Source organism: Frigoribacterium sp. AC394 (assembly GCF_979258095.1).
Genome location: NZ_OZ409834.1, coordinates 441052 through 462484, shown reverse-complemented (window position 1 = coordinate 462484; position 21433 = coordinate 441052). Strand labels below are relative to the sequence as shown.

Below are 21433 nucleotides of genomic sequence, written 5' to 3'. Positions count from 1 at the left end.
CTACTGGACCGCGGCCGTGAGCCGGGCGACGTTGTCCAGCACCTGCAGCCCGGCGGGTCGTGACAGCCAGGCGGCGAGGGTGAGCTCGTGCGACCGCGACCGGTAGTCGTCCTCGATGACGCGCAGCTCGTCGACGAAGCCCGACCCGCGCACCATCAGCGAGACCTCGAAGTTCAGGCTGAACGAGCGCATGTCCATGTTGCTCGACCCGATGACGGCCACGTCGTCGTCGACCGTGAAGTGCTTCGAGTGCAGTACGGTCGGCTTCTCGTAGAGGAAGATGCGGACGCCCGCTCGCAGCAGCGTCTCGTAGTACGAGCGCTGCGCGTGGTAGACCATGAACTGGTCGGCCACCTCGCAGGCGAACAGCTGCACGTCGACGCCCCGCTCGGCCGCCGTGGTGATCGCGTAGAGCATCGACTCGTCGGGGACGAAGTACGGGCTGGCGATGATCAGGCGCTCCTGGGCGCCGTAGACGAGCGCGTTGAAGAGGCGCAGGTTGTTCTCGCCGTCGAACCCGGGGCCGCTCGGCACGACCTGGCACTCGATGGTGTCCGGGCCCGTGCGCTGCTCGACGATCGGCTCGGCCTCCGCGTCGGTCGGCAGCTCGTCGGTCTCGCTGTACCAGTCGGTGATGAACAGGGCGTTGAGGCCGATGGCGGCGGGCCCGTCGAGTCGCACCATGAGGTCCTTCCACTGCAGGCCCCGGCGCATGTTGCCGCGCTTGTTGTAGCTCGGGTCGATCATGTTCTGCGAGCCGGTGAATGCCACGTGGCCGTCGACCACGACGATCTTGCGGTGGTTGCGGAGGTCGGGCCGCCGCCACATGCCCTTCGTCGGGTGGAACGGCAGCATCTCCTCGAAGCGGATGCCGGCGTCGTGCAGCCAGCGGCGGGTGACGCGGCCCTGGGGGTTGCGGATGGTCGCCCAGTGGTCGTAGAGCACCCGCACCTTGACCCCGCGGTCGTGGGCGCGCTTCAGCGCGTCGAAGAAAAGGTAGGTCGTCTCGTCGCGGGTGAGGATGTAGAACTCGACGTGCACGTAGCGCTCGGCGTCGTCGACAGCCGCGGTCATCGCGGCCACCGAGCCGGCGTAGTCGGGCAGCAGCGTCGCGGTGTTGCCGGGGATGAGCGGCATGGCGCCGAGCGTGCGGTTCAGCTGCACGACGGTGCCGAACCACGGCGGCTGGGTGACCGTCGGCACACGCGAGTCGAGACCCTGCGTGTTCTCGAGGATGAGGCTGTTGATCTCGCGCTGCTTGTCGCGGCGGTCCTGCGGCAGCTTCGTCGACCCGAGCAGCCCGAAGAGGACGCTGCCGGGGATGGGCGCGACGAAGATCGCCATCAGCCACGCCATCGCCGAACTCGGGCGCCGATTGCGGGGGACGAGCACCACGGCCACCACGCGGATGACGATGTCGACGACGAGCACGACGGTCGGGAAGGCCTTGAGGACTCTGCGCCAGGTCATGCGTCGATCCTCGCAGGCCCGGAGGCCCGCTGCGTCGGGCTGGCCGACATCGGCTGTTGCACTCTGGGGCTCAGAGTGCAATAGTGCATCTCGGGCATTCCGCCCTCGGCATCGTCGCCGCACCATCGGGACGACGATCGAGCAGGAGGCGCGATGACAGACACCAGCACCGGGGCCGCCCCCGAGACGATCGGCAAGACGGCCCTCCGGCGGGTCCGCGTCCGTGCCGAGCTGATCGCCGAGGCCCGCCGACTGACCGCGGCCGAGGGGCTGGCCGGCTTCACCCTCGACGAGCTGTGCAGCACCGTCGGCATCTCGCGTCGCACGTTCTTCAACCACTTCGCCTCGAAGGACGACGTCGTCGTGGGAACGGCCATCGACGACGACGACCACGCCCTCGAGGCGTACGCGGCCTCGTCACGCGACCCGCGCCTCCTGCCGCTCGAGGCCGTGTTCGACGACCTGTCGCGCCTGATCGTCGCCCGGGTCGAGCAGGTCGGGCTGACGCGCGAGCGCGCCGCGGCCTTCCGCGCCGTGCTCGAACGCGAGCCGAGGCTGTTCGCGGCGATCATGCGCCAGGGTGACGAGCAGAAGCGCCGGGTGATCGCCGCCATCGCCCGCCACGAGGGGCTGCCGGTCGACGACCCGCGCATCGACGCCGCGTTCACGCTCGCCACGGCGCTGACCCAGCGCGCCGTCGAGCAGTTCTTCTTCGAGCTCGACGACCCGTCGCGCCGGTTCGACGACGTCCTCGCGAGCTGGTTCGACCTCGCCCGCGATCTGCTCGCCGTCTCCAGCCCGACGGCCGCCACGAGTGCCGCCACGACCCCCGCCACGACCCCCATCATCACCGAACCGTCCGACCGAGAGGCCCGTTGAGTCGACCATGACCACGTCCACCACCGCCACCGCCACGAAGGGCGACGCGCCGTTCCTCCTCACGAAGAGGCGGATCTGGATCATCTTCGGCGCCCTCATCTCGGGCATGCTGCTCTCGAGCCTCGACCAGACCATCGTGTCGACCGCCATGCCGACCATCGTCGGCGAGCTCGGCGGCGTCGAGCACCAGGCCTGGATCACCACCGCCTACCTGCTCGCCACGACGATCGTCATGCCGATCTACGGCAAGTTCGGCGACGTGCTCGGTCGACGCAATCTGTTCCTGGCGGCCATCGCGATCTTCACGCTCGCCAGCATCGGCTGCGCCTTCGCCGACGACTTCTGGATGTTCGTCGTGTTCCGCGCCATCCAGGGGCTCGGCGGCGGCGGGCTGATGATCCTGTCGCAGGCGATCATCGCCGACATCGTGCCCGCCTCCGAGCGCGGCAGATACCTCGGCCCGCTCGGCGCCGTCTTCGGCCTGTCGGCGATCGGCGGCCCGCTCCTCGGCGGCTTCTTCGTCGACCACCTCACCTGGCAGTGGGCCTTCTACATCAACATCCCGGTGGGCGTCGCCGCGTTCATCATCGCGTGGATGGCGCTCACCCTGCCCGGCAAGAAAGCCACCAAGCGGATCGACGTGCTCGGCGTCGTGCTGCTGTCGGCCGCGACCACCTGCCTCATCTTCTTCACCGAGTTCGGCGGCCAGGCCGACCACGGCTGGGGCGCCGGAGAGACCTGGCTCTGGGGTGCGGGCGTGCTCGTCGCCGTGGGGCTGTTCGTGTTCGTCGAGTCGCGGGCCGACGACCCGATCATCCCGCTGTCGTTCTTCCGCAACAAGGTGTTCGTGCTCGCCACGGGCATCGGCTTCGTGCTCGGCATCGGCATGTTCTCGGCGATCGCGTTCGTCCCGACGTTCCTGCAGATGTCGTCCGGCGCCTCCGCGGCCGTGTCGGGCCTCCTGCTGCTGCCGATGATGGCGGGTCTGATCGGCACGTCGATCCTCTCGGGCAACCTGATCTCGAAGACGGGCCGGTACCGGATCTTCCCGATCGTCGGCACGATCCTCACGGGCATCGCCATGCTGCTCTTCACGACTCTGACGGCCGACACCCCGCTGCCGCTGATCTGCGTGTTCCTGTTCGTGTTCGGAGCGGGGCTCGGCCTCATCATGCAGGTCGTGGTGCTCGTCGTGCAGAACTCGGTCGACCCCGCGAACGTCGGCACCGCGACCAGCACGAACAACTACTTCCGCGAGGTCGGGGCGGCGCTCGGCGTCGCCGTCTTCGGCGCCATGTTCACCAGCCGCCTGACCTCGAACCTGACGACGGTCTTCACCGAGGCGGGGGCGTCGCCGAGCGACGCGTCGTCCGCGACGGCGACCCTCGACCCGGCCGCGCTCAACGAGCTGCCGGAGGCCGTCCGCCGCCTCGTCGTCGAGGCCTACGCCGACTCGCTCGCGCCGGTGTTCGCGTACCTGGTGCCGTTCATCGCGGTGGCTCTGATCCTGGCGCTGTTCCTGCCGCAGATCGCGCTGAGCGACGTGGCCGGGATGGTCGCGCGGGGCGAGGCCGTCTCGGGGGACGAAGCGGAGGAGCTGGAGGCGGCGAGCCGCGGTCGCGCGACACCTGCTCCGTCGGCCGCGACCTCCGCCGCCGGTGAGTCGGCCACGGCCGCCGCGGTCGCGTCGGGTGCTCCCGTGGTGCCGCCGGCCGATGCGGGCGCCGACACCGCGCCTCCTCGGGAGCCACGCGGCGACTAGGCGCCGCTGTGGCCGGCGGGGTGCGGACCGCCCGACATCGGGTGCAGTCTGCGCCCCGCCGTCCGAAGCACCGCCTCCGTCACGGCGTCGAGCAGGGGCGACCCGAGCGTCCAGCGCTGCCAGAACAGCGTGACGTCGACGGGGGAGTCGGGGGCGAGTTCGACCAGACGGCCCGCCTCGATCTCGGGCCGGGCCTGCTCCTCGGGCAGCATGCTCCATCCGAGTCCGAGCACGGTCGCCCTCGCGAAGTCGGCCGAGGCCGGCACATGGTGGCGAGGCGACCTGGCGTCTCGACCCGTGACGCGTCGGACGAACTCGTGCTGCAGGGTGTCCGTCCGATCGAAGACGACCATCGGCACCCGGTCGACGAGGTCGAGGTCGACGCGGCCGTCGAACCGGCGCTCGACGAATTCGGGGCTCGCCACGGCGCGGTAGCGCATGACGCCGAGCGGTTCGACGGTGCAGCCCTGCACGGGCGCCCGGGTCGCGGTGACCGCGGCCAGCACGTCGCCCGACCGGAGCAGCGTCGAGGTGTGCTCCTGGTCGGCGCGGCGGAGGTCGAACACCACCGGATGACTCGCCGCCACGTCGGCCAGCGCGTCGAGGAACCACGTCGCCGACGAGTCGGCGTTGACCGCGATCGGCAGGGTGGATGGTCCGTGCTCCGTGCCCGCGCCTCCCAGCTCGGAGGCGACGTCGGCGGACAGCAGGTCGATCTGCCGGGCGAGCCGGAGCACGACGTCCCCCGCCGGGGTCGTCGCCACCGGGCTCGTCCGCCGGAGGAGCACCGCGCCGGCCGCCGTCTCGAGCAGCTTGATGCGCTGCGAGACCGCCGACTGGGTCATGTGAAGCCGCTGCGCCGCCGCTTCGAAGGTGCCCTCGTCGACGATCGTCCGCAGGGTGTCGAGCTGATCGAGGGTGAATCGAGCCATGAGCTGAGCTTATGCGGCATCGAGAACATGAGCTGGAGAGATGTCGTCCGGGCCCGTACCGTCGACATCGTGCACCTAGAGACCAGCCTCCCGATCGCCCTCCTCGGCTTCGGCACCAGCCTCGCCCTCATCGTCGCGATCGGCGCGCAGAACGCGTACGTGCTGCGGGTCGGTCTGACCGGGGTGACCCGCGTGGTCGTGCCCGTCGTGGTGGTCTGCGCGGTCAGCGACGCCGTGCTGATCAGCGCCGGAGTGGCCGGCGTCGGCGCCCTCATCACGGCCGTGCCCGAGGTCGTCGTCGTGGTGCGACTCGTGGGGGCCGGGTTCCTCCTGGTGTACGCGGCCTTCGCGGCGGTCCGCGCGCTGCGGCCGGTGGGTGCGCTGGTTCCCGTCGCCGCGGGATCGGGCGTGGGCGCGGACGCGGGTGACTCGGACGGTCTCCGTGAGCGTGCCGACCGTGCCGACCGTGGCGAGCGCGGCGAGCGCGGTGAGCGTGCTGACGGCGACGACGTCGGGGGTGCCGCCGGTCGCCGGCCGGTCCCGGCGGTCCGCCTCTCGACGGCCGTCCTGACCGCCCTGGCCTTCACCTGGTTGAACCCGCACACCTATCTCGACACGATCGTCTTCCTCGGGTCGGTGGCGAATCAGCAGCCGGGGGAGCTCCGCTGGTGGTTCGCGGCGGGTGCGGTGGTGGGCAGTCTCGTCTGGTTCTCGGCTCTCGGATTCGGCTCGCGCCTCCTGCGTCCCGTCTTCGCGCGGCCCGGAGCCTGGCGGGTGCTCGACGCCATCATCTCGGTGGTGATGACCGTGCTCGGTCTGCGCCTCCTCCTCCTCGGCGCCTGACCCCGCCCCGCTCCGCTGGCTCTGGGGTTGATGAGTCACAACACGCCGCGCCCCCGGACGCCGCCACGGCGTGTCGTGACTCATCGCCCGCCCCGACAGCCCGAGCCCGAGTCCCCGAGCCCCCGAGCCCAGGTCCATGAGTCACGACACGCCGCGGGACCCTGAGCCCCGCGGCGTGTCGTGACTCATCGCCGCCCAGGCTCGCCCCTGCACAGATGCCGCGCAACCCGTCCTCTGCACAGGCCGCCGCCACCAGTCCCCAGACGAGGCGCGAGTCGGACGATCCTGTCCGCATGCCTCCCCCCGAGCCCTTGCCCAACGCCCTCGTCGGCCGCCCTTTCTCCGTCACGGAAGGCCGAGCGCTCGGGGTCGGCCTCGCTCGACTTCGGCGGAGCGACCTCGTGACTCCGCACCGGGGCGTGCGCGCCTGGTCCGTGGGTATCGCACTCGACGACCGGTGTCGCGCGCTCGCCCCCGCCCTGGGCCACGGCACCGCGTTCAGCCACCTGACCGCCTTGGCCCTCTGGGGGCTGCCTCTCCCGCGGGGGCACGATCCCGCGCGGGGCCCGCTGCATGTCATGTCCCCGCGAGGCAGACGTGTTCGGCGACCAGGAGTCGTCGGGCACACGGCGACGGCGGCACGCCTCGGACCATCGGTCGATCTCAGGGGGCTGCCGGTCGTCGATCCCGTCACGGCGTGGTCGCAGTCCGCGGCCTCGATGACGCTGGACGACGTGGTCACGATCGCCGACGCCCTGATGGGGAGGTGGTCGACGCATCCGCAGGCGAGAGAGCTGGACCGGGAGATGCTCTCGTCCGCGATCAGGGCAGGCGGGAGGCGGCGCGGGGCGACGACGGCGCGTTCGGCGCTCGAGTTGGCGGTGCCGAATGTCTGGTCGCCTCGCGAGACCGACCTGCGACTGCTCCTCGTGCGTGCGGGGATCACCGGCTTGTCGGTCAATGAGCCCGTCCACGACTCTGACGGGCGGCTCATCGGGTACGTCGACGTCGCTCATCTCGGGGCCAAGGTCGCGCTCGAATACCAGGGAGACCACCACCGCACCGATCGCTTCACGTACCGCGACGACATACGGCGCCGCGAGGCGTTCGAGGACGCCGGCTGGCGGCAGGTCCAGGCGACGGACGACGATCTGGGGCCTCTCGCCGACGCCTTCGTAGCTCGCGTCAGGCGCCTGATAACCGAGCGCGCGGTCGATGGGTCATGACACGCCGCGGCTCCATGAGTCCTGCGGCGTGTCTCGACTCATCGACCGGACTGCGAGCGCCCAGCCCCCAGCGCCCAGCGCCCAGCGCCCTGCGCCCAGCGCCCAGCGCCCAGCCCCCAGCCCCCGTGAGTCGCGACACGCCGCGCCCGCACACGGACCCGCGGCGTGTTCCGACTCATCGACCCCTCACGGCCCCGAGGAGGCGCGGGTCGACTCAGCCTCGCCGCGTCGACTTCCAGAGACGGCCGGCCAGACGCCCCGCCGCGACGAGGGCGAACGACAGCGTGACCAGGGCGAGGAGCAGCACCCCGACGTAGATCGCCACGCCGTCCGCGCCGCCCTGGGCCGCCGGGTCGTAGAACGGGTACGGGTAGAAGCCGATGAGCGCGCCGCGCACGATCGTGTAGACGCTGTAGACCACCGGGGTCACGAGACCGACCAGGGCGGCCGACCAGGGGAGTCGTCGACCGGCCGGCAGCACGAGCCAGTCGATCAGCGCGGCGACGGGCACCAGCATGTGCACGACGACGTTCACCCACGGGATCACACCGCCCCCGACGCCGGCGAGCAGCAGGTTGAAGACCAGACCGACGAACACCATGTTGACGACGTTGACGAGTCGCACGGTGTCCCAGGCGCGACTGCCCGGTCTCCGTCGCAGAGTGCGCACGGCCCCGACGGTGAAGACGACCACGGCGAACAGATTGCTGAGGTTCGTGTAGTACGAGAAGAAGTTGACGATCCCGTAGTCGTTCGTCAGGGTGACGCCGAACTGCGTGCCGACGGCCGCGAGGCCGAGCACGGCGAGGGCGAGTCGGAAGGGGACCATCAGCCGGGCGCGCGTCATGGCGACAGCCTACTGAGCGGTGCGCCGGTCACCGCTCCTGACCAGGAGCCCCCGCTGCCGTCGAGGAGGCGCGCCCCTTCGCTCCCGATCAGACGTCGCCGACGACGGTCAAGGAGGCGCGGGCCGCCTCGATCGTCGACAGTATCGACCTCGAGTCGGCCAGCGAGTGCAGGGGCGAGTCGCGGAGCCCGGCGTCGACGAACGAGGCAAGCGCCGCGGCCTGGTAGGCCAGCCCCTGGCGTCCGGTCGGCACGGACGGGTCGTCCCAGATCGACGTGCCGCTCGCCGTGGTCAGCTCGAACGCGGTCGGGAAGACGAGGTTCTGCAGGGTGCGGAGCGACCCGCCCGACCCCAGTACGGTGCCGATGCCCGGCGACGTGATCCGCAGGCTCGTCGCCGCCGTCGCGAGCACTCCGTCGGCCGTGCGCGTGACGACGGCCGCGTCGAGGTCGACGCCGTCGGCTCGGGTCGATCCGGTGGCGTGCCGTTCGACGGGGTGGCCGGTGGCGAACTGGGTGAACCAGAACGCGTACACGCCGATGTCGAGCAGCGCCCCGCCGCCGAGGGCGGGGTCGGTCATCCGGCCGGGCGCCGAGAGGTCGTTCGCCCACGCGACGTCGGCCGTCGCGAGACGCACGTCGCCGATAGCGCCGTCGGCGAGGAGGCGCGCCATCACCGTCGTGTGGGGCAGGTAGCGCGTCCAGAGCGCCTCCATGGCGAGCACCCCGGCGTCGCGCGCGGCGGCCCCGATGAGGTCGGCCTCTGCAGGCGTCGTCGCGAGCGGCTTCTCGATCAGCACGTGCTTGCCGGCGGCGATGGCGATCAGCGCGTCGGGCAGGTGCCGGGTGTGAGGAGTCGCGACGTAGACGACGTCGACGTCGGCGGAGGCCGCCATCGCCTCCGCGCTGCCGAAGGCGGACTCGACGCCGTGCGCTCGGGCGAACGCCTCGGCCCGCTCGAGGCTGCGCGACGCGACGGCCACCACCCGCTGATCGGTGTGAGCATGCAGGGCGTCGGTGAAGTCGCCGGCGATCTCACCGGGGCCGATCACCCCCCAACGGAGAGTCGGCCCGCCGCGGAGAGGGGCGTGCGTCGCAGAGGGGAACGCTGGTGCGGGCATGGCTGCTCCTCGGGGTCACGTCGTCGTGCGTCCATCATGCCGTGCCCCGCAGCGTCGACGGGGGTAGGGCGCCCACCGGTCGAGCCTCGCCGGCGGTCGAGCCTCGCCGGCGGACGACCCGCCTGATCACTCCACGAAGCGCTGGCTGCCGATCACCCCGAGCAGTCGCAGCTTCTCGGCGTCCGGCGACCCGGGGCGGGCGGTCAGCACGAGCAGGGTCTGCGACTGATCCTCCGTGAAGAGCGCCTGGCAGTCGACCTCGATGAGCCCGAGCTCGGGGTGCACGAGGGTCTTGCGGTCGTCGAAGCGCTGGTGGACCTCGTGCCGCCGCCACAGCGCGGCGAACTCGTCGCTCGCGTCGAGCAGCGCCTCCACGAGCTCGCGCGGTCGGCCGCCACCGCCCGCCATGCTCAGGGCGGCACGCAGACCGGACGCCTGCAGCGCGAGCTGGTGCTCGTGGTCGTCGGCGGGGTAGGAGGCGCGCTCGGCCGGATCGGTGAACCACCGGTAGAACGCGCTGCGGGCCAGCCCCTCGTGCCGACGTTGATCGCCGAGCAGGGCCACCGCGAGCGGGTTCTGCGCCAATGTCTCTGCGAGGTCGCTCAGCACGAGCGCCGGGGTGTCGTCGAGCCGGTCGAGCACCCGCAGCAGAGCCGGGCTGACATGCTCCCCACCTCTGGTGCGGCGCGGCGGATGGTGCCCCGTCAGTCGGTAGAGGTGGTCGCGCTCGTCCAGACCGAGGCGGAGTCCGCGGGTCAGGGCGATCAGCATCTGCTCGGACGGCTGGGGCCCGCGCTGCTGCTCCAACCGGGCGTAGTAGTCGGTCGACATGCCGACCAGCGCGGCGACCTCCTCCCGACGGAGACCGGCGGTGCGCCGACGCTCTCCGTCGGGCAGACCGACGTCGGAGGGGCGGAGTGACTCGCGTCGGTGACGGAGGAAGTCGGCGAGCTCGGCACGGTCCATGCCGCCATGCTGTCAGCCCCGGTGGCGCCCGACCAGGGAGCGTCGATCCCTGGACACGCGCGCTCTGCCGCGCCGCGCCTCCTCGGGCGAGGGTGGTGTCACATCCACCACGAGAAGGAGCACCACATGAAGATCAGCGGCAACACCGTGTTCATCCCCGGCGGCACGTCCGGCATCGGTCTGGGGCTGGCGCTCCGGCTGCAGGCGGCGGGCAACACCGTCGTCGTGGCGGGCCGCCGTGCCCCGCTGCTCGACGAGATCGTGCGCGACCACCCCGGCATCGAGTCGATCGTGCTCGACACCACCGACCCCGAGGCCGTGGTCGCGGTCTCGCGCGAGGTGCAGCGGCGCTGGCCCGAGACGAACGTCGTCATCGCGATGGCCGGCATCATGCTGCCGGAGGACGTCACGACCGCCGCGTTCGTCGAGACGGCCGAGGCGACGGTCACGACCAATCTGCTCGGGCCCATCCGACTGCTCGCCGCCTGGACCGAGCACCTGCAGGCGCGACCCGCGGCGGCGTTCGTCACGGTGTCGTCGGGGCTCGCGAGCGTGCCCCTGCCGATGACGCCGACCTACAACGCGACGAAGGCGGCGATCCACTCGCTGAGCGAGGGCATCCGCGTCCAGTTCGCCGACACGTCGGTGCAGATCGTCGAGCTCGTGCCGCCCGCGGTGCAGACCACCCTGCTCGGTCAGCAGGACGACCCCTCGGCGATGCCGCTCGACGAGTACCTCGACGAGACGATGATGCTGCTCGAGTCGCAGCCCGAGGCCCACGAGATCCTCGTCGAGCGGGTCGGGTTCCTCCGTCACGCCGAGGCCGAGGGGCGCTACGCCGATGTGCTCGCGTTGCTGAGCGGGACGCACTGAGCGGTGTGAGCGGAGCGGCGCGCCCACCGGGCCGCACCCGTAGTCTGTCGGCATGAGCGGATGGGGCGAGTGGGGCACGGTGGTGCTCGCGGTGGTGGCGGTGGCCGTCTACGCGGCGATCGTGCTGAGCATCGTGCGAGCCGTCCGGCGACGAGCCGACACGACGCCGCTCGAGCAGACCGTCTGGACCATCGCCGTCGTGCTGTTCCCGATCGGCGCCGGGGCCGTCTGGCTGCTGCTCGGGCCGCACCCTCTCGGACTCCGCGTCGACCGCGAGCTCGACTGACCGCTCGGCCGCGATCACGACCCCGATCGGCGCGCGGCCTCGGCGGCCGACTGTCGGTGGCCCCGCCTACCGTGCCGACATGGACACCTCCGAGCTCGGACCCGTCGACACCTGCCGAGGAGGCGCGGCGCGACCCGCCGAGGCACCCTGCGATCACCCCGTGGTCGCCGGCAGCCCCGTCGCCCTCTGCGAACGGCATCTGGTAGTCGCGACCGAGTGGGCGGCGGCCCGGGCCGCCGTCGTCGACGGCGCGACCGACCTCCTGCCCTCGCCCTGCGCGGCCTGCGGGTCGCGGCTCGGCGTGCACTGGCCGTCGGGGTGGCTCTGCGCCGTGTGCGAGTGGCGGCAGGGTGACGTGCCGGACCGCGACCTCGCGCCTCCTCGGGTCGACGTCGTCTACTACATCCGCTTCGACGACCGGATCAAGATCGGCACGACGGCCAACCCCCGGCAGCGTCTCGGGCGCCTCTGGCATCACGAGGTCCTCGCGTTCGAGCGCGGCGACCGGGGTGTCGAGCGCCGTCGCCACGAGCAGTTCGGGGCCTGGCGGTTCGGACGCACCGAGTGGTTCGCCGTCAACGAGGTGCTCGACACTCACGTGGTGACCCTCGCCGCGGGCACGGACGACCCGTGGAGCCGTCACGCGCGCTGGACGAGCGAAGCGCTCGCGCTGCAGGGCTGAGACGCGCAGGGCTGAGAGGCGCACGGGTCACCCCCTCAGGTAGGCGTCGACGAACAGCGACCCGCGGATGACCCGCAGCTCGTCGAGCAGTCTCGGCACCGTCTGGCGGGTGAACCCCGACAGCTGCAGATCGTGGGGGCCGAGCATCGGCAACCTGCCCGCTCGCAGCCGGACGACCTGCCAGCCCGCCGCCCGCAGCGCCGCGTCCTTGCGGCGGTCGGCGACCTCGCGCCGGCCGACGTGCTCGAGTCCGTGCCGGCCCGTCGAGTCGTACTCGATCGCGACCCGCAGCTCGGAGAGCACGATGTCGGGCCACACCTCGACATGGTCGAAGAAGGGCCGACCCACCCGCACGGCGTTCAGTCCGGGTTCGAACTCGAGCCGGGCGGTCAGCTCGGCCCGCAGCTCGGCCTCCACCGCCGAGGCCGGTCTCGGCGCGCAGACGCTGACGAACGGGGTGCCGGTCGGCACGGCGGGGGTCTTGTCGCAGACCGGCTGGGAGGCACGGGTCGGCTTCGCCCGTCGAACCGCGGTCGGGCGCACAGGCGGATCGGCGCGCAGCGGCGGATCGGGGCGCACCGGCGGATCCGAACGCAGGGGCGGACTCGGACGCATGGGGGGAGCGGGGCGCACGGGCGCGAGCTCGGCCGGCGGCGGCTCCGCCGTCTGCGCGACGCGCGGCGATCCGAGCACCGGAGACGCGCCTCCGAGGCTCGCCGCCTGCTCTCGCACGACGGCTGCCGGTGCCATCGGCGGTCGCATCGGCAGCGCCCGCGGCTTCGCCTGCTCGCTGCAGTCGGGGCACCACGACGAGCGGCGCCGTTCGCGCCCCGGTCGGTTCCGCTGCTCGTCGGGAGTGGCCACGAACAGGTGCCCGGCGTCGCACAGCCAGCAGAGGTACACGTCGGCGGCGGGCGGGATCTGACTGAGCACGATGCCGCCGTTGTGCTCGGGTCGGTACTGCCGCACGAGCACCGGGAACGACGCCCACGCCTCGCGGTACGCCCCCACCGCGTAGGGCACGGCAAGCCCGCGCGACGTCCGCCGTCGCGCCCACCAGCTGTCGATCGGCTCAGGCACGCTGCCACGCTACGAGCGACCACCGACATCCGAGGGCACGCCGGTGGCCCCCCGCCCCCGCGCACCTCTACCATCGACCGGATGCCCGACACCGCGCCTCCCGACCTGTCCCGCTCCGTGACCGACGTGCACGCGCGGGGCTTCGTCAGGGTCCGCGGCGCCCGCGAGAACAACCTGCGGGCGGTCGACGTCGACGTGCCGCGCGACAGCATCGTGGCCTTCACGGGCGTCTCCGGCTCGGGCAAGTCCTCGCTCGCGTTCGGCACGATCTACGCGGAGGCGCAGCGCAGGTTCTTCGAGTCCGTCGCCCCCTACGCGCGTCGGCTGATCGCGCAGGGCGGGTCGCCCCACGTCGACGAGATCACCGGCCTGCCCCCGGCCGTCGCCCTGCAGCAGCGCCGCGGGGCCCCGAGCTCGCGGTCGACCGTCGGCACCGTGACCACCCTCTCCAACTCGATGCGCATGCTGTTCTCGCGGGCGGGCACCTACCCCGAGGGGGCGGCGCGCCTCGAGTCGGACTCGTTCTCGCCCAACACCGCCGCCGGGGCCTGCCCACGCTGCCACGGGCTGGGCGTCGCCCACGAGGTCACCGAGGCCTCCGCGGTGCACGATCCCGGTCTGAGCATCCGCGACGGGGCCATCACCGCCTGGCCGGGGGCCTGGCAGGGCAAGAACCTCCGCGACGTGACGGCCGGGCTCGGCTACGACATCGACCGCCCGTGGCGCGAGCTGCCGCAGGCCGACCGCGACTGGCTGCTCTACACCGAGGAGCAGCCCGTCGTCGAGGTCGTCCCGCAGCGCGATCGCGTCGCCAAGCCCTACAAGGGCCGGTTCTGGAGCGCCCGGGCGTTCGTGCTGCACACCCTCGCCGACTCGCAGAGCGAGACCCAGCGGACCAAGGTGCTGCGCTTCGTCGAGAGCGGGCCCTGCACGCTCTGCGGCGGCAGCGGTCTCACGCGCGCGGCCCTCGCCGTCACGTTCGCCGGTCGCACGATCGCCGATCTGAACGCGCTGCCCCTGGCCGAGCTGGGCGAGGTGCTGCGCCCGACCGCGACCCTGACGTCGGCGACGGCGGCCGTGTCGAACGCGTCCTCCGGCGAGGTCACCGAGGTCGCGGTGACCCTGGCCGCCGACCTCCTGGCCCGCACGGCCGTCCTCGACGGTCTGGGGCTCGGCTATCTCAGCCTCGGGCGCGCCACCCCGACGCTCTCGCCCGGCGAGATGCAGCGCCTGCGCATCGCCACGCAGCTGCGCTCCGGTCTCTTCGGCGTGGTCTACGTGCTCGACGAGCCGAGCGCGGGTCTGCATCCGGCCGACGCCGAACCGCTGGTCGCCGTGCTCGAGGAGCTGCGCGAGAGCGGCAACTCGGTCTTCGTCGTCGAGCACGACATGAGCATCGTCCGTCGCGCCGACTGGGTCGTTGACGTCGGACCGGGTGCCGGCAGCGAAGGAGGCGCGGTGCTCTACAGCGGACCGGTCGCCGGCCTCGCCGGGGTCGACCGCTCGGTGACGCGGAGGTTCCTCGACCCGGCGCCCGATCCCGCGGCCACGGCTCGCCCGCGCCGTGAGCCCACCGGTGTCCTGGCGCTCCGGGGCGTGTCGCGGCACAACCTGCAGGGCGTCGACGTCGACGTGCCGCGCGGCGTCCTCACGGCGGTCACCGGCGTGTCCGGCTCCGGCAAGTCGACGCTGGTCGGCGGCGTCCTCGCCGAGACGGCGGTCGACCACGAGGGCGTGGATCGCGTGGTGCAGGTGGATCAGCGTCCGATCGGTCGCACGCCGCGCTCGAACCTGGCGACGTACACGGGGTTGTTCGACGCGGTGCGCTCGGTCTTCGCGGCGACCGACGAGGCGCGGGCCCGCCGCTACACGGCGGGGCGCTTCTCGTTCAACGTGGTGGGTGGCCGGTGCGAGGTCTGCCAGGGCGAGGGGGCCGTCTCGGTCGAGCTGCTCTTCCTCCCGGGCAGCTACGCGCCGTGCCCCGAGTGCCACGGCGCCCGGTACAACGCCGAGACCCTCGAGGTGACCTGGAACGGGCGCAGCATCGCCGAGGTCCTCGCGATGACCGTCACCGAGGCCGCCGCGTTCCTCGGCGAGGTGCCGGCCGCCTCCCGCGCCCTCGAGACCCTGCTGCAGGTGGGGCTCGGCTACCTGCGCCTCGGGCAGCCGGCGACCGAGCTCTCCGGCGGCGAGGCGCAGCGCATCAAGCTGGCGACCGAGCTGCAGCGCGCCCGCACGGGTCACACCCTGTATCTGCTCGACGAGCCGACCACGGGTCTGCACCCCGCCGACGTCGAGCTGCTCGTGGCGCAGCTGCAGGGGCTGGTCGACGCGGGCAACACGGTGGTGGTCGTCGAGCATCACATGGGCGTCGTGGCGGCCTCCGATCACGTGGTCGACATGGGTCCGGCGGGCGGCGACGCCGGGGGCCGGGTCGTCGCGGTCGGCACCCCGGAGGAGGTCGCCGCCTCGTCGGAGAGCCGCACCGCCCCCTACCTCGCCGAGGCGATCGCCGGACGCTGAGCGCTTCGTCGCCCGCGGGGGCCGCGCCGCGCCTCCTGCGGAACGCTTTTGTCCCGGTCGGCCCGGCGAGCCGCTCGGATATCACGCCCCCGCGGACGTACCATCCACGCATGACCGAGAATGCGAACCTGCTGTGGACGGCCGCCGACGCGCCTCCCGAGGGCGATCCGCATCGGTTCCGCTCGTCGTTCGTCGAGCCCACCCCCACCCCGGCGCCGTTCACGACGCCGACCCCGCAGGAGCTCCACCCCGTGTCCCAGACAGTCCTCCCGGAGGCGCGCGAGAGCATCGCCCCGCGCCCCGCCTCGGTCCCCACCCACCGTGCCGACGTGCCCGCGCCGACCGTCGTCGAGAACGACGTGGCCGACTCCCGTCCGGCCAGCGCGCCCCGGCACTCGGTCGCCACCTCGGCGATCACCATCCCGGTCTTCGCCGTGCCCGTCGGCCCCGACCTGCCCCAGCCGCCCGAGCGTGTGACGCTCGACGACGACGTGCTCGCCCGGCTGGTCACCAGGCGGTTCGACGACACCGCCACCGTCGACCTGATGGCCGTCGTCCAGGCCCAGATGCTCGCTCGACGTGCCGAGGCAGCCCGTTTCGCCCGCTGGGAGAACGAGATCAGCCGAGTCGGGACGGACGAGGCGGCACTCGTGCTCGAGCGCACCCGTCTGCGTTTCACCGGCGTCATCGACGTCATCGGAGGAGGCGCGGGTGCTGCAGGTGCGCCGGGTGCCGCCGCACCGGTCGCCCCCGATCTCGACGACAGCGACACCAACCTGATCCCGATCGTCACCCCGGAGGAGGTCGCGGCCGATCTGGCCGCCCGCCAGGAGACCGCCCGCATCGCCGAGCGCGAGCGGCTGGCCGCCGAGTCGACAGGGGAGACGGCGGTCGCCGCCGCCGCTGCCACCACCTCGGCCTCGACCGGCTCCGCTCCGGCCGTCGTGCCGCCGTCGCCCGTCGCCTCCACCTCCGACGGCGCCTCGACCGGTGCCGTCGCCTCCACCTCCACCGCCGAGGTCGCCTCGACCGGTGCCGTCGCTTCCACCTCCGATGCAGCCGCCGCCTCCGACACCCCCGCCCTCGCCCCGTCCGCCGCGGGCGAGGGCCGTCTGGCGACCCTCCGTGCGTCGATCGCCCGGGCCAACCCCGTGCTGACGATCTCGGCCGGTGCCGTCGTCGTCGTGGTCGCGCTCACCCTCGTGCTCGCTCTGGTCGCGGGGGAGTCGCTCGGCACGGCCGTCGTCGCCACCCTGGCCGTCCCGCTGATCGGCGCCCTCGCAGCCTTCGTCGGCGTCGTCGCGGTCTCGCGCCGCGCCGGCGACGCCGGGCTCGTCGACCGCCGCGGCCCTATCGCCGTCGTCGCGTCCGTCGTGATCGCCGCTGCGCTCGGCTTCGGCATCCTGTCGCCCGCCGCCGCCGCGCTCGGCTGGCAGGGTTACCTCGTCTCCGGCGTCGGCGCATCCGGCCCCGCCGCCGGGGTCGCCGTGGTGCTGGCGCTGCTCGTCGCCGCGGTGTCGGCGCTCGTCGTCGCCGTCCTGCTCACCGGGGTCCGCCGCTCCGCTCGCGACTAGGCTGACGGGGTGTCCACCCTCGCGTCCGTCTCCGCCGTCATCGAACGACTCTGGCCCCTCAGCGGGGCCGAGTCGTGGGACTCCCCGGGTCTCGTCGTCGGCGATCCCGACCGGCCGGTGACGCACATCCACCTGGCCGTCGACGCCGTGCTCGACACCGCAGACGAGGCGATCGCCCTGGGTGCCGATCTCCTCCTCGTCCATCACCCGCTGCTCTTCCGGGGCGCGCGCACGGTGTCCGAAGACACGACGAAGGGCGCGGTGATCGCTCGGCTGATCCGAGCCGACTGCGCTCTGGTCGCCGCCCACACGAACGCCGACGTGGTCGAGACCGGCACCTCGAGGGTGCTCGCCCACCAGATCGGACTCGTCGACCAGCGGCCGATCACGGCGGGCGGCAGCGAGACGACCGGGCTCGGCGTCGTCGGCCGGCTGTCCGAGCCGATCCCGCTGGTGGCCCTCGCGACGCGACTCCGCGACGTGCTGCCGCCGACCGCCTCCGGCATCCGGGTCGCCGGTCACGCCGAGCATCTCGTCCAGACCGTCGCGCTCTGCGCCGGCGCGGGCGATTCGCTGCTCGACGACCCTGCCGTCCGCGGGGCCGACGTCTTCATCACCAGCGACCTGCGTCACCACCCCGCCTCCGACGCCCGCGAGCTCATGCTCCTCGGTCGCGGCCCGGCGCTGGTCGACATCTCGCACTGGGCGGCCGAATGGCTGTGGCTCGACACGGCCGCCGCCCAGCTCCGCGAGGCCCTCGACGACGTCGAGGTCACGCTGAGCGATCTGCGGACCGACCCGTGGGACTTCGCCGTCGTCCAGTGACGCCGACCCGCCCGCCGGCACCGCGCGTCCTCGGCACCTCCATCCCAGACCATCTGCACCGACACGAAGAAGGCCACGCATGCCGTTGACCGCCAGCCCCGACGACCAGGCCCTGCTGCTCGATCTCCAGAAGCTCGACACGACCCTGCAGCAGCTCGCCCACCGGGCCCGCAACCTGCCCGAGACCGCCGTCCTCGCCACGATCGACGGCGACGCCTCACGACTGCGCAGCCGTCTCGCCTCCGAGCAGGGCGCCCTCGAAGACGCCGAGGTCGAGCTGAAGCGCATCGAGTCCGACGTCGCCGTGGTGCAGGCGCGGGTCGCGCGTGACCAGCAGCGTCTCGCGTCGACGTCGTCGGTCAAAGACGTGCAGGCGCTCGAGGGCGAGCTGGCGGCGCTCTCGAAGCGGACCTCCGACCTCGAAGATCTTCAGATGGACGTCATGGAGCGCGTCGAGAGCCTCGGCGCCGTCGCCCGACTGACCCAGGGCGAGCTCGACCAGATCGACGGTCGGCGCGACGAGGCGACCACGTCGCGCGACGAGTCGCTGGCCGGTCTCGAGCGCGAGCGCGTGCAGGTGGCCGCCGACCGCGAGACCATCGCGGCCCGGGTACCCGCCGACCTCCTGGCCCTCTACGAGCGACAGCGCGAGCGCTACGGCGTGGGGGCGTCGCTGCTGCGCGGTGGCGTGTCGAGCGCCAGCGGGGTCACCCTCACCGGCAGCGATCTCGCCGCCGTGCGCGCCGCCTCGGCCTACGACGTGCTGCTCTGCCCCGACAGCGACGCCGTGCTGGTCCGCACTCAGGAGTCCGGCATCTGACCCGAGGGCCACGACGGCCGCGGTCGCCGCTAGGCTGGGTGCGCGAATGGGTCGGCAAGACGGTCGCGTCGGCACGGGTCCGCCCGTGCCGCCGAGGAACGTCCGGGCTCCACAGAGCAGGGCGGTGGGTAACACCCACCCGGGGTGACCCGCGAGACAGTGCAACAGAGAGCAGACCGCCACGGTCGTCGCCGCGAGGCGCGACCGGGGTAAGGGTGAAACGGTGGTGTAAGAGACCACCAGCGGTTCGGGTGACCGACCGGCTAGGTAAACCTCGCCCGGAGCAAGGTCAGACAGAGGGCGTCGAGGTTGCTCGCCGAGTCCTCGGGTAGACCGCTAGAGAGCTGCGGCAACGTAGTTCCGAGAGAGATGGCCGTCCACGGTGCGAGAGCATCGAGACAGAACCCGGCGTAGCAGCCGGCCCATTCGCACCACGTGACATGCCCTGCTTCAGGAGGCGCGCCTCCTGCAGCAGGGCATCGTCACGTCCGGTCGGCTGCCCGCACCGCCCCTGACGGTCGGTGCTGGCCGCGACCCGATGTGTGCCGAACCCGACCGCTCAGCCGGTGCTCCGTGTGCCGAACCCGACCGCTCAGCCGGTGCTCCGCGTGCCGAACCCGACCTGAGGCCCGCGACACGCCGTCTGCACGCGAACGTGAGCGGCGTGTCGACCTCCCATGGTCGCGAATTGCACGCCCGGGGAGGGCGGTCGGGAGGCGCCGGGTCGGGAGGCACCTGGCGGGAGGCGCGACACCGCGAGGCGCGGGTCAGGAGGCGCGACCCCGGGAGGCGCGGGTCGCGAGAGGCGGGCGGGCTCAGGCCGCGGGGTCGGACGACGCCGCGAGGGCCGCGGCGCCCATGATGCCCGCGTTGTTGCGGAGCGTCGCCGGCACGATCTCGGCGCGGAGGTCGAGCAGCGGCAGGAACTCGGCGTGGTGCTTCGAGACTCCGCCGCCGACGATGATCAGGCGCGGGTAGAGCAGCGCCTCGAGGTGCGAGTAGTACTTCTGCAGACGCTTCGCCCAGTGCTTCCAGGTGAGGTCGTCGCGCTCCTTGGCGGCGAACGAGGCCTTCGTCTCGTAGTCCTTGCCGCCGATCTCGAGGTGCCCGAGCTCGGCATTGACGATCAGGACGCCGTCGTTGATGAGCGCCGTGCCGATGCCGGTGCCGAGGGTCGTCATGACGACCAGACCCTTGATACCGCGGGCCGCACCGAAGCGCGTCTCGGCGTAGCCGGCGGCGTCGGCGTCGTTCACGAAGTGGATGTCGCGGCCGAGGGTCTCCTCGAAGAGCTTCTCGGCCTCGAAGCCGATCCACTTCTTCGACACGTTCGCGGCCGAGAGGGTGGTGCCGTCCATGATCGCCGCGGGGAAGCACACGCCGACGGGCATCGAGTCGTCGTCGACCCCGAGCTCGTCGACGATCTGCTTGACGACCGCGACGATGTCGTCGGGCTCGCCGCCCTCGGGGGTCGGCTTCTTGATCCGGTCGGTGAGCAGCTCTCCCGACTCGAGATCGACGATCGCCCCCTTGATGCCGGTGCCGCCGATGTCGATGCCCACTGCCTTCTGTGCCACGGGTGGGTCCTTCCTAGAGGGGTCGAGAGGTGAGCGTCAGCTCAGGGTGAGGATGTCGGCACCGCGTTCGGTGACGACCAGGGTGTGCTCGAACTGGGCCGTGAGGCTCTTGTCGCGTGTGGTGACCGTCCAGTCATCCGACCAGACGTCGGCCTCGATGCCGCCGAGGGTGAGCATCGGCTCGATCGTGAAGACCATGCCGACCTCCATGACGTCGTCGTACTGGGGTGCGTCGTAGTGGGGGATGATCAGGCCCGAGTGGAAAGCCCGCCCGACGCCGTGCCCCGTGTAGTCGCGGACGACCCCGTAGCCGAAGCGCTTGGCGTACGACTCGATGGCGCGGCCGATCACGTTGACCTCCCGGCCGGGGGCCACCGCCTTGATCCCGCGGCGGAGCGCCTCGCGGGTGCGGTCGACGAGGTCGACCGTCTCGGGTGCACCCTCGCCGACGATGAACGTGCGGTTGAGATCGCCGTGCACCCCGTTCGCGAAGGCGGTGATGTCGATGTTGATCAGATCGCCCTCGACCAGCTCGGTGTCGTCGGGGATGCCATGGCAGACGACCTCGTTCACCGAGGTGCAGACCGACTTGGGGAACCCCCGGTAGCCGAGCGTCGACGGGTAGGCGTCGTTCGAGACGACGAAGTCGTGCGCGATGCGGTCGAGCTCGTCGGTGGTGACACCGGGGCGGAGGGCCGCCTCGACGGCGTCGATGGCCTGCGACGCGATGCGACCGCTCGCGCGGATCAGCTCGACCGTCTCGGCGTCGTAGACGTCGCCGCCCGTGTAGGGGGTCGGCCCCTTCTTGCCCACGTACTCGGGTCGGGGGATGGATGCGGGGACCGGACGCTGCGCTGAGACCCGGCCCGGAGTCAGGGTTCCGTTGCTGTCCCGGGGCATGAGGTCAAGCTTAGGGGGAGTGTCCGACGACGGGGCGCCTCCTTGCCGTGCCGCGTCCGACGCGCGAGAATCGACGGCATGGTCGCCATCGTCATCGCCCTCATGGTCGTGGGCTCACTCGTCATCATCGCCGGCATCCTCGTGATGCTGCTGTCGCCGGTCGTCTCGGCGCTGCTCGCCCGGCGGGCGGGTGCTGCGGCCGGGCCGCGACCGCAGGTCCGACCGCGGTCGGCCGGCGGGCGGTAGCC

20 protein-coding genes and 1 other RNA gene are annotated in these 21433 nt (G+C 72.2%); 13 read left to right on the top strand and 8 right to left on the bottom strand.

The annotated features are described in order from the left end of the window. On the bottom strand, positions 1 to 1470 hold the full coding sequence (cls, locus tag ACZZY9_RS02070; protein ID WP_463462797.1) for a cardiolipin synthase: 1470 nt from the start codon (positions 1468 to 1470) through the stop codon (positions 1 to 3). A 153-nt stretch (positions 1471 to 1623) separates the two neighbouring features. Between cls and ACZZY9_RS02065 the strand changes: the two genes are divergently transcribed. Together ACZZY9_RS02065 and ACZZY9_RS02060 are read left to right on the top strand one after the other, a co-directional pair. Next, positions 1624 to 2349 carry a TetR/AcrR family transcriptional regulator gene (locus ACZZY9_RS02065; RefSeq protein ID WP_463462796.1) on the top strand — a complete coding sequence of 242 codons (726 nt, stop codon included), beginning with the start codon at positions 1624 to 1626 and terminating at the stop codon, positions 2347 to 2349. 7 nt (positions 2350 to 2356) lie between these two features. Next, positions 2357 to 4111, top strand: coding sequence for an MDR family MFS transporter (locus ACZZY9_RS02060; RefSeq protein WP_463462795.1), 1755 nt, complete (start codon positions 2357 to 2359; stop codon positions 4109 to 4111). Here the strand turns inward: ACZZY9_RS02060 and ACZZY9_RS02055 are convergent. Beyond that, entirely contained in the window at positions 4108 to 5043 is a 936-nt protein-coding gene (locus ACZZY9_RS02055; protein ID WP_463462794.1) for a LysR family transcriptional regulator ArgP, read from the bottom strand. The two genes, ACZZY9_RS02060 and ACZZY9_RS02055, sit on opposite strands and share 4 nt — an antisense overlap. Before the next feature lie 27 nt (positions 5044 to 5070). Between ACZZY9_RS02055 and ACZZY9_RS02050 the strand changes: the two genes are divergently transcribed. Together ACZZY9_RS02050 and ACZZY9_RS02045 are read left to right on the top strand one after the other, a co-directional pair. Beyond that, a complete protein-coding gene (locus ACZZY9_RS02050; protein ID WP_463462793.1) occupies positions 5071 to 5886 on the top strand; it encodes a LysE/ArgO family amino acid transporter in 816 nt (271 codons plus the stop codon). A gap of 734 nt (positions 5887 to 6620) precedes the next feature. Beyond that, the gene (locus tag ACZZY9_RS02045) at positions 6621 to 7112 is read left to right on the top strand and encodes a hypothetical protein (RefSeq protein WP_463462792.1); all 492 of its coding nucleotides are present in this window, start codon (positions 6621 to 6623) and stop codon (positions 7110 to 7112) included. A 214-nt stretch (positions 7113 to 7326) separates the two neighbouring features. Here the strand turns inward: ACZZY9_RS02045 and ACZZY9_RS02040 are convergent, their stop codons facing one another. The 3 genes from ACZZY9_RS02040 to ACZZY9_RS02030 all read right to left on the bottom strand — a co-directional run bounded on the left by ACZZY9_RS02040 (position 7327) and on the right by ACZZY9_RS02030 (position 10045). After that, positions 7327 to 7959 (bottom strand): Pr6Pr family membrane protein, encoded by a 633-nt coding sequence (locus tag ACZZY9_RS02040; RefSeq protein ID WP_463462791.1) that lies wholly within the window; start codon positions 7957 to 7959, stop codon positions 7327 to 7329. Between the two features lie 88 nt (positions 7960 to 8047). Next, complete coding sequence (locus ACZZY9_RS02035; protein WP_463462790.1) at positions 8048 to 9079, bottom strand: Gfo/Idh/MocA family protein; 1032 nt, start codon at positions 9077 to 9079, stop codon at positions 8048 to 8050. A 126-nt stretch (positions 9080 to 9205) separates the two neighbouring features. Then, positions 9206 to 10045, bottom strand: coding sequence for a helix-turn-helix transcriptional regulator (locus ACZZY9_RS02030; protein WP_243214054.1), 840 nt, complete (start codon positions 10043 to 10045; stop codon positions 9206 to 9208). 126 nt (positions 10046 to 10171) lie between these two features. On the opposite strand from ACZZY9_RS02030, the gene ACZZY9_RS02025 reads away from it, so the two are divergent. The 3 genes from ACZZY9_RS02025 (at position 10172) to ACZZY9_RS02015 (ending at position 11886) form a co-directional block, all read left to right on the top strand. Further along, positions 10172 to 10918 (top strand): SDR family oxidoreductase, encoded by a 747-nt coding sequence (locus ACZZY9_RS02025; protein WP_463462789.1) that lies wholly within the window; start codon positions 10172 to 10174, stop codon positions 10916 to 10918. Between the two features lie 52 nt (positions 10919 to 10970). Next, positions 10971 to 11204, top strand: coding sequence for a hypothetical protein (locus ACZZY9_RS02020; RefSeq protein ID WP_463462788.1), 234 nt, complete (start codon positions 10971 to 10973; stop codon positions 11202 to 11204). A gap of 79 nt (positions 11205 to 11283) precedes the next feature. Continuing rightward, on the top strand, positions 11284 to 11886 hold the full coding sequence (locus tag ACZZY9_RS02015; RefSeq protein WP_463462787.1) for a GIY-YIG nuclease family protein: 603 nt from the start codon (positions 11284 to 11286) through the stop codon (positions 11884 to 11886). 27 nt (positions 11887 to 11913) lie between these two features. On the opposite strand, the gene ACZZY9_RS02010 is transcribed toward ACZZY9_RS02015, so the two are convergent. Further along, on the bottom strand, positions 11914 to 12966 hold the full coding sequence (locus ACZZY9_RS02010) for a zinc-ribbon domain-containing protein (RefSeq protein ID WP_463462786.1): 1053 nt from the start codon (positions 12964 to 12966) through the stop codon (positions 11914 to 11916). An 81-nt stretch (positions 12967 to 13047) separates the two neighbouring features. Here ACZZY9_RS02010 and ACZZY9_RS02005 point away from each other — a divergent pair, with 81 nt between their 5' ends. From ACZZY9_RS02005 to rnpB, 5 genes are all read left to right on the top strand, one after another. Beyond that, positions 13048 to 15489 carry an ATP-binding cassette domain-containing protein gene (locus ACZZY9_RS02005; RefSeq protein ID WP_463462785.1) on the top strand — a complete coding sequence of 814 codons (2442 nt, stop codon included), beginning with the start codon at positions 13048 to 13050 and terminating at the stop codon, positions 15487 to 15489. Between the two features lie 110 nt (positions 15490 to 15599). Next, positions 15600 to 17063: a hypothetical protein gene (locus ACZZY9_RS02000; protein ID WP_463462784.1), complete on the top strand. Its 1464-nt coding sequence runs from the start codon at positions 15600 to 15602 to the stop codon at positions 17061 to 17063. A gap of 9 nt (positions 17064 to 17072) precedes the next feature. Further along, entirely contained in the window at positions 17073 to 17888 is an 816-nt protein-coding gene (locus tag ACZZY9_RS01995) for a Nif3-like dinuclear metal center hexameric protein (RefSeq protein WP_463462783.1), read from the top strand. Positions 17889 to 17967: 79 nt separating this feature from the next. Next, the gene (locus ACZZY9_RS01990) at positions 17968 to 18708 is read left to right on the top strand and encodes a zinc ribbon domain-containing protein (RefSeq protein ID WP_320479998.1); all 741 of its coding nucleotides are present in this window, start codon (positions 17968 to 17970) and stop codon (positions 18706 to 18708) included. Between the two features lie 47 nt (positions 18709 to 18755). After that, an RNA gene (rnpB, locus tag ACZZY9_RS01985) (RNase P RNA component class A) lies at positions 18756 to 19137 on the top strand. Between the two features lie 386 nt (positions 19138 to 19523). Here rnpB and ppgK read toward each other — a convergent pair. After that, the gene (ppgK, locus tag ACZZY9_RS01980; protein ID WP_463462782.1) at positions 19524 to 20285 is read right to left on the bottom strand and encodes a polyphosphate--glucose phosphotransferase; all 762 of its coding nucleotides are present in this window, start codon (positions 20283 to 20285) and stop codon (positions 19524 to 19526) included. 36 nt (positions 20286 to 20321) lie between these two features. Further along, positions 20322 to 21185 (bottom strand): type I methionyl aminopeptidase, encoded by an 864-nt coding sequence (gene map / locus ACZZY9_RS01975; RefSeq protein ID WP_463462781.1) that lies wholly within the window; start codon positions 21183 to 21185, stop codon positions 20322 to 20324. Between the two features lie 78 nt (positions 21186 to 21263). Between map and ACZZY9_RS01970 the strand changes: the two genes are divergently transcribed. Then, the gene (locus tag ACZZY9_RS01970) at positions 21264 to 21431 is read left to right on the top strand and encodes a hypothetical protein (protein ID WP_463462780.1); all 168 of its coding nucleotides are present in this window, start codon (positions 21264 to 21266) and stop codon (positions 21429 to 21431) included. Positions 21432 to 21433 lie beyond the last annotated feature (2 nt).

Bases quoted from the DNA above. Each gene is read 5' to 3' on its own strand.
- ACZZY9_RS02000 (WP_463462784.1), top strand. From the start codon at position 15,600: ATGACCGAGAATGCGAACCTGCTGTGGACGGCCGCCGACGCGCCTCCC.
- ACZZY9_RS02040 (WP_463462791.1), bottom strand. From the start codon at position 7,959: ATGACGCGCGCCCGGCTGATGGTCCCCTTCCGACTCGCCCTCGCCGTG.
- map (WP_463462781.1), bottom strand. From the start codon at position 21,185: ATGCCCCGGGACAGCAACGGAACCCTGACTCCGGGCCGGGTCTCAGCG.
- ACZZY9_RS02030 (WP_243214054.1), bottom strand. From the start codon at position 10,045: ATGGACCGTGCCGAGCTCGCCGACTTCCTCCGTCACCGACGCGAGTCA.
- ACZZY9_RS01970 (WP_463462780.1), top strand. From the start codon at position 21,264: ATGGTCGCCATCGTCATCGCCCTCATGGTCGTGGGCTCACTCGTCATC.
- ACZZY9_RS02015 (WP_463462787.1), top strand. From the start codon at position 11,284: ATGGACACCTCCGAGCTCGGACCCGTCGACACCTGCCGAGGAGGCGCG.
- ACZZY9_RS02050 (WP_463462793.1), top strand. From the start codon at position 5,071: ATGAGCTGGAGAGATGTCGTCCGGGCCCGTACCGTCGACATCGTGCAC.
- ACZZY9_RS02025 (WP_463462789.1), top strand. From the start codon at position 10,172: ATGAAGATCAGCGGCAACACCGTGTTCATCCCCGGCGGCACGTCCGGC.
- cls (WP_463462797.1), bottom strand. From the start codon at position 1,470: ATGACCTGGCGCAGAGTCCTCAAGGCCTTCCCGACCGTCGTGCTCGTC.
- ACZZY9_RS01990 (WP_320479998.1), top strand. From the start codon at position 17,968: ATGCCGTTGACCGCCAGCCCCGACGACCAGGCCCTGCTGCTCGATCTC.
- ACZZY9_RS02060 (WP_463462795.1), top strand. From the start codon at position 2,357: ATGACCACGTCCACCACCGCCACCGCCACGAAGGGCGACGCGCCGTTC.
- ACZZY9_RS02065 (WP_463462796.1), top strand. From the start codon at position 1,624: ATGACAGACACCAGCACCGGGGCCGCCCCCGAGACGATCGGCAAGACG.
- ACZZY9_RS02055 (WP_463462794.1), bottom strand. From the start codon at position 5,043: ATGGCTCGATTCACCCTCGATCAGCTCGACACCCTGCGGACGATCGTC.
- ACZZY9_RS02005 (WP_463462785.1), top strand. From the start codon at position 13,048: ATGCCCGACACCGCGCCTCCCGACCTGTCCCGCTCCGTGACCGACGTG.
- ACZZY9_RS02020 (WP_463462788.1), top strand. From the start codon at position 10,971: ATGAGCGGATGGGGCGAGTGGGGCACGGTGGTGCTCGCGGTGGTGGCG.
- ACZZY9_RS02035 (WP_463462790.1), bottom strand. From the start codon at position 9,079: ATGCCCGCACCAGCGTTCCCCTCTGCGACGCACGCCCCTCTCCGCGGC.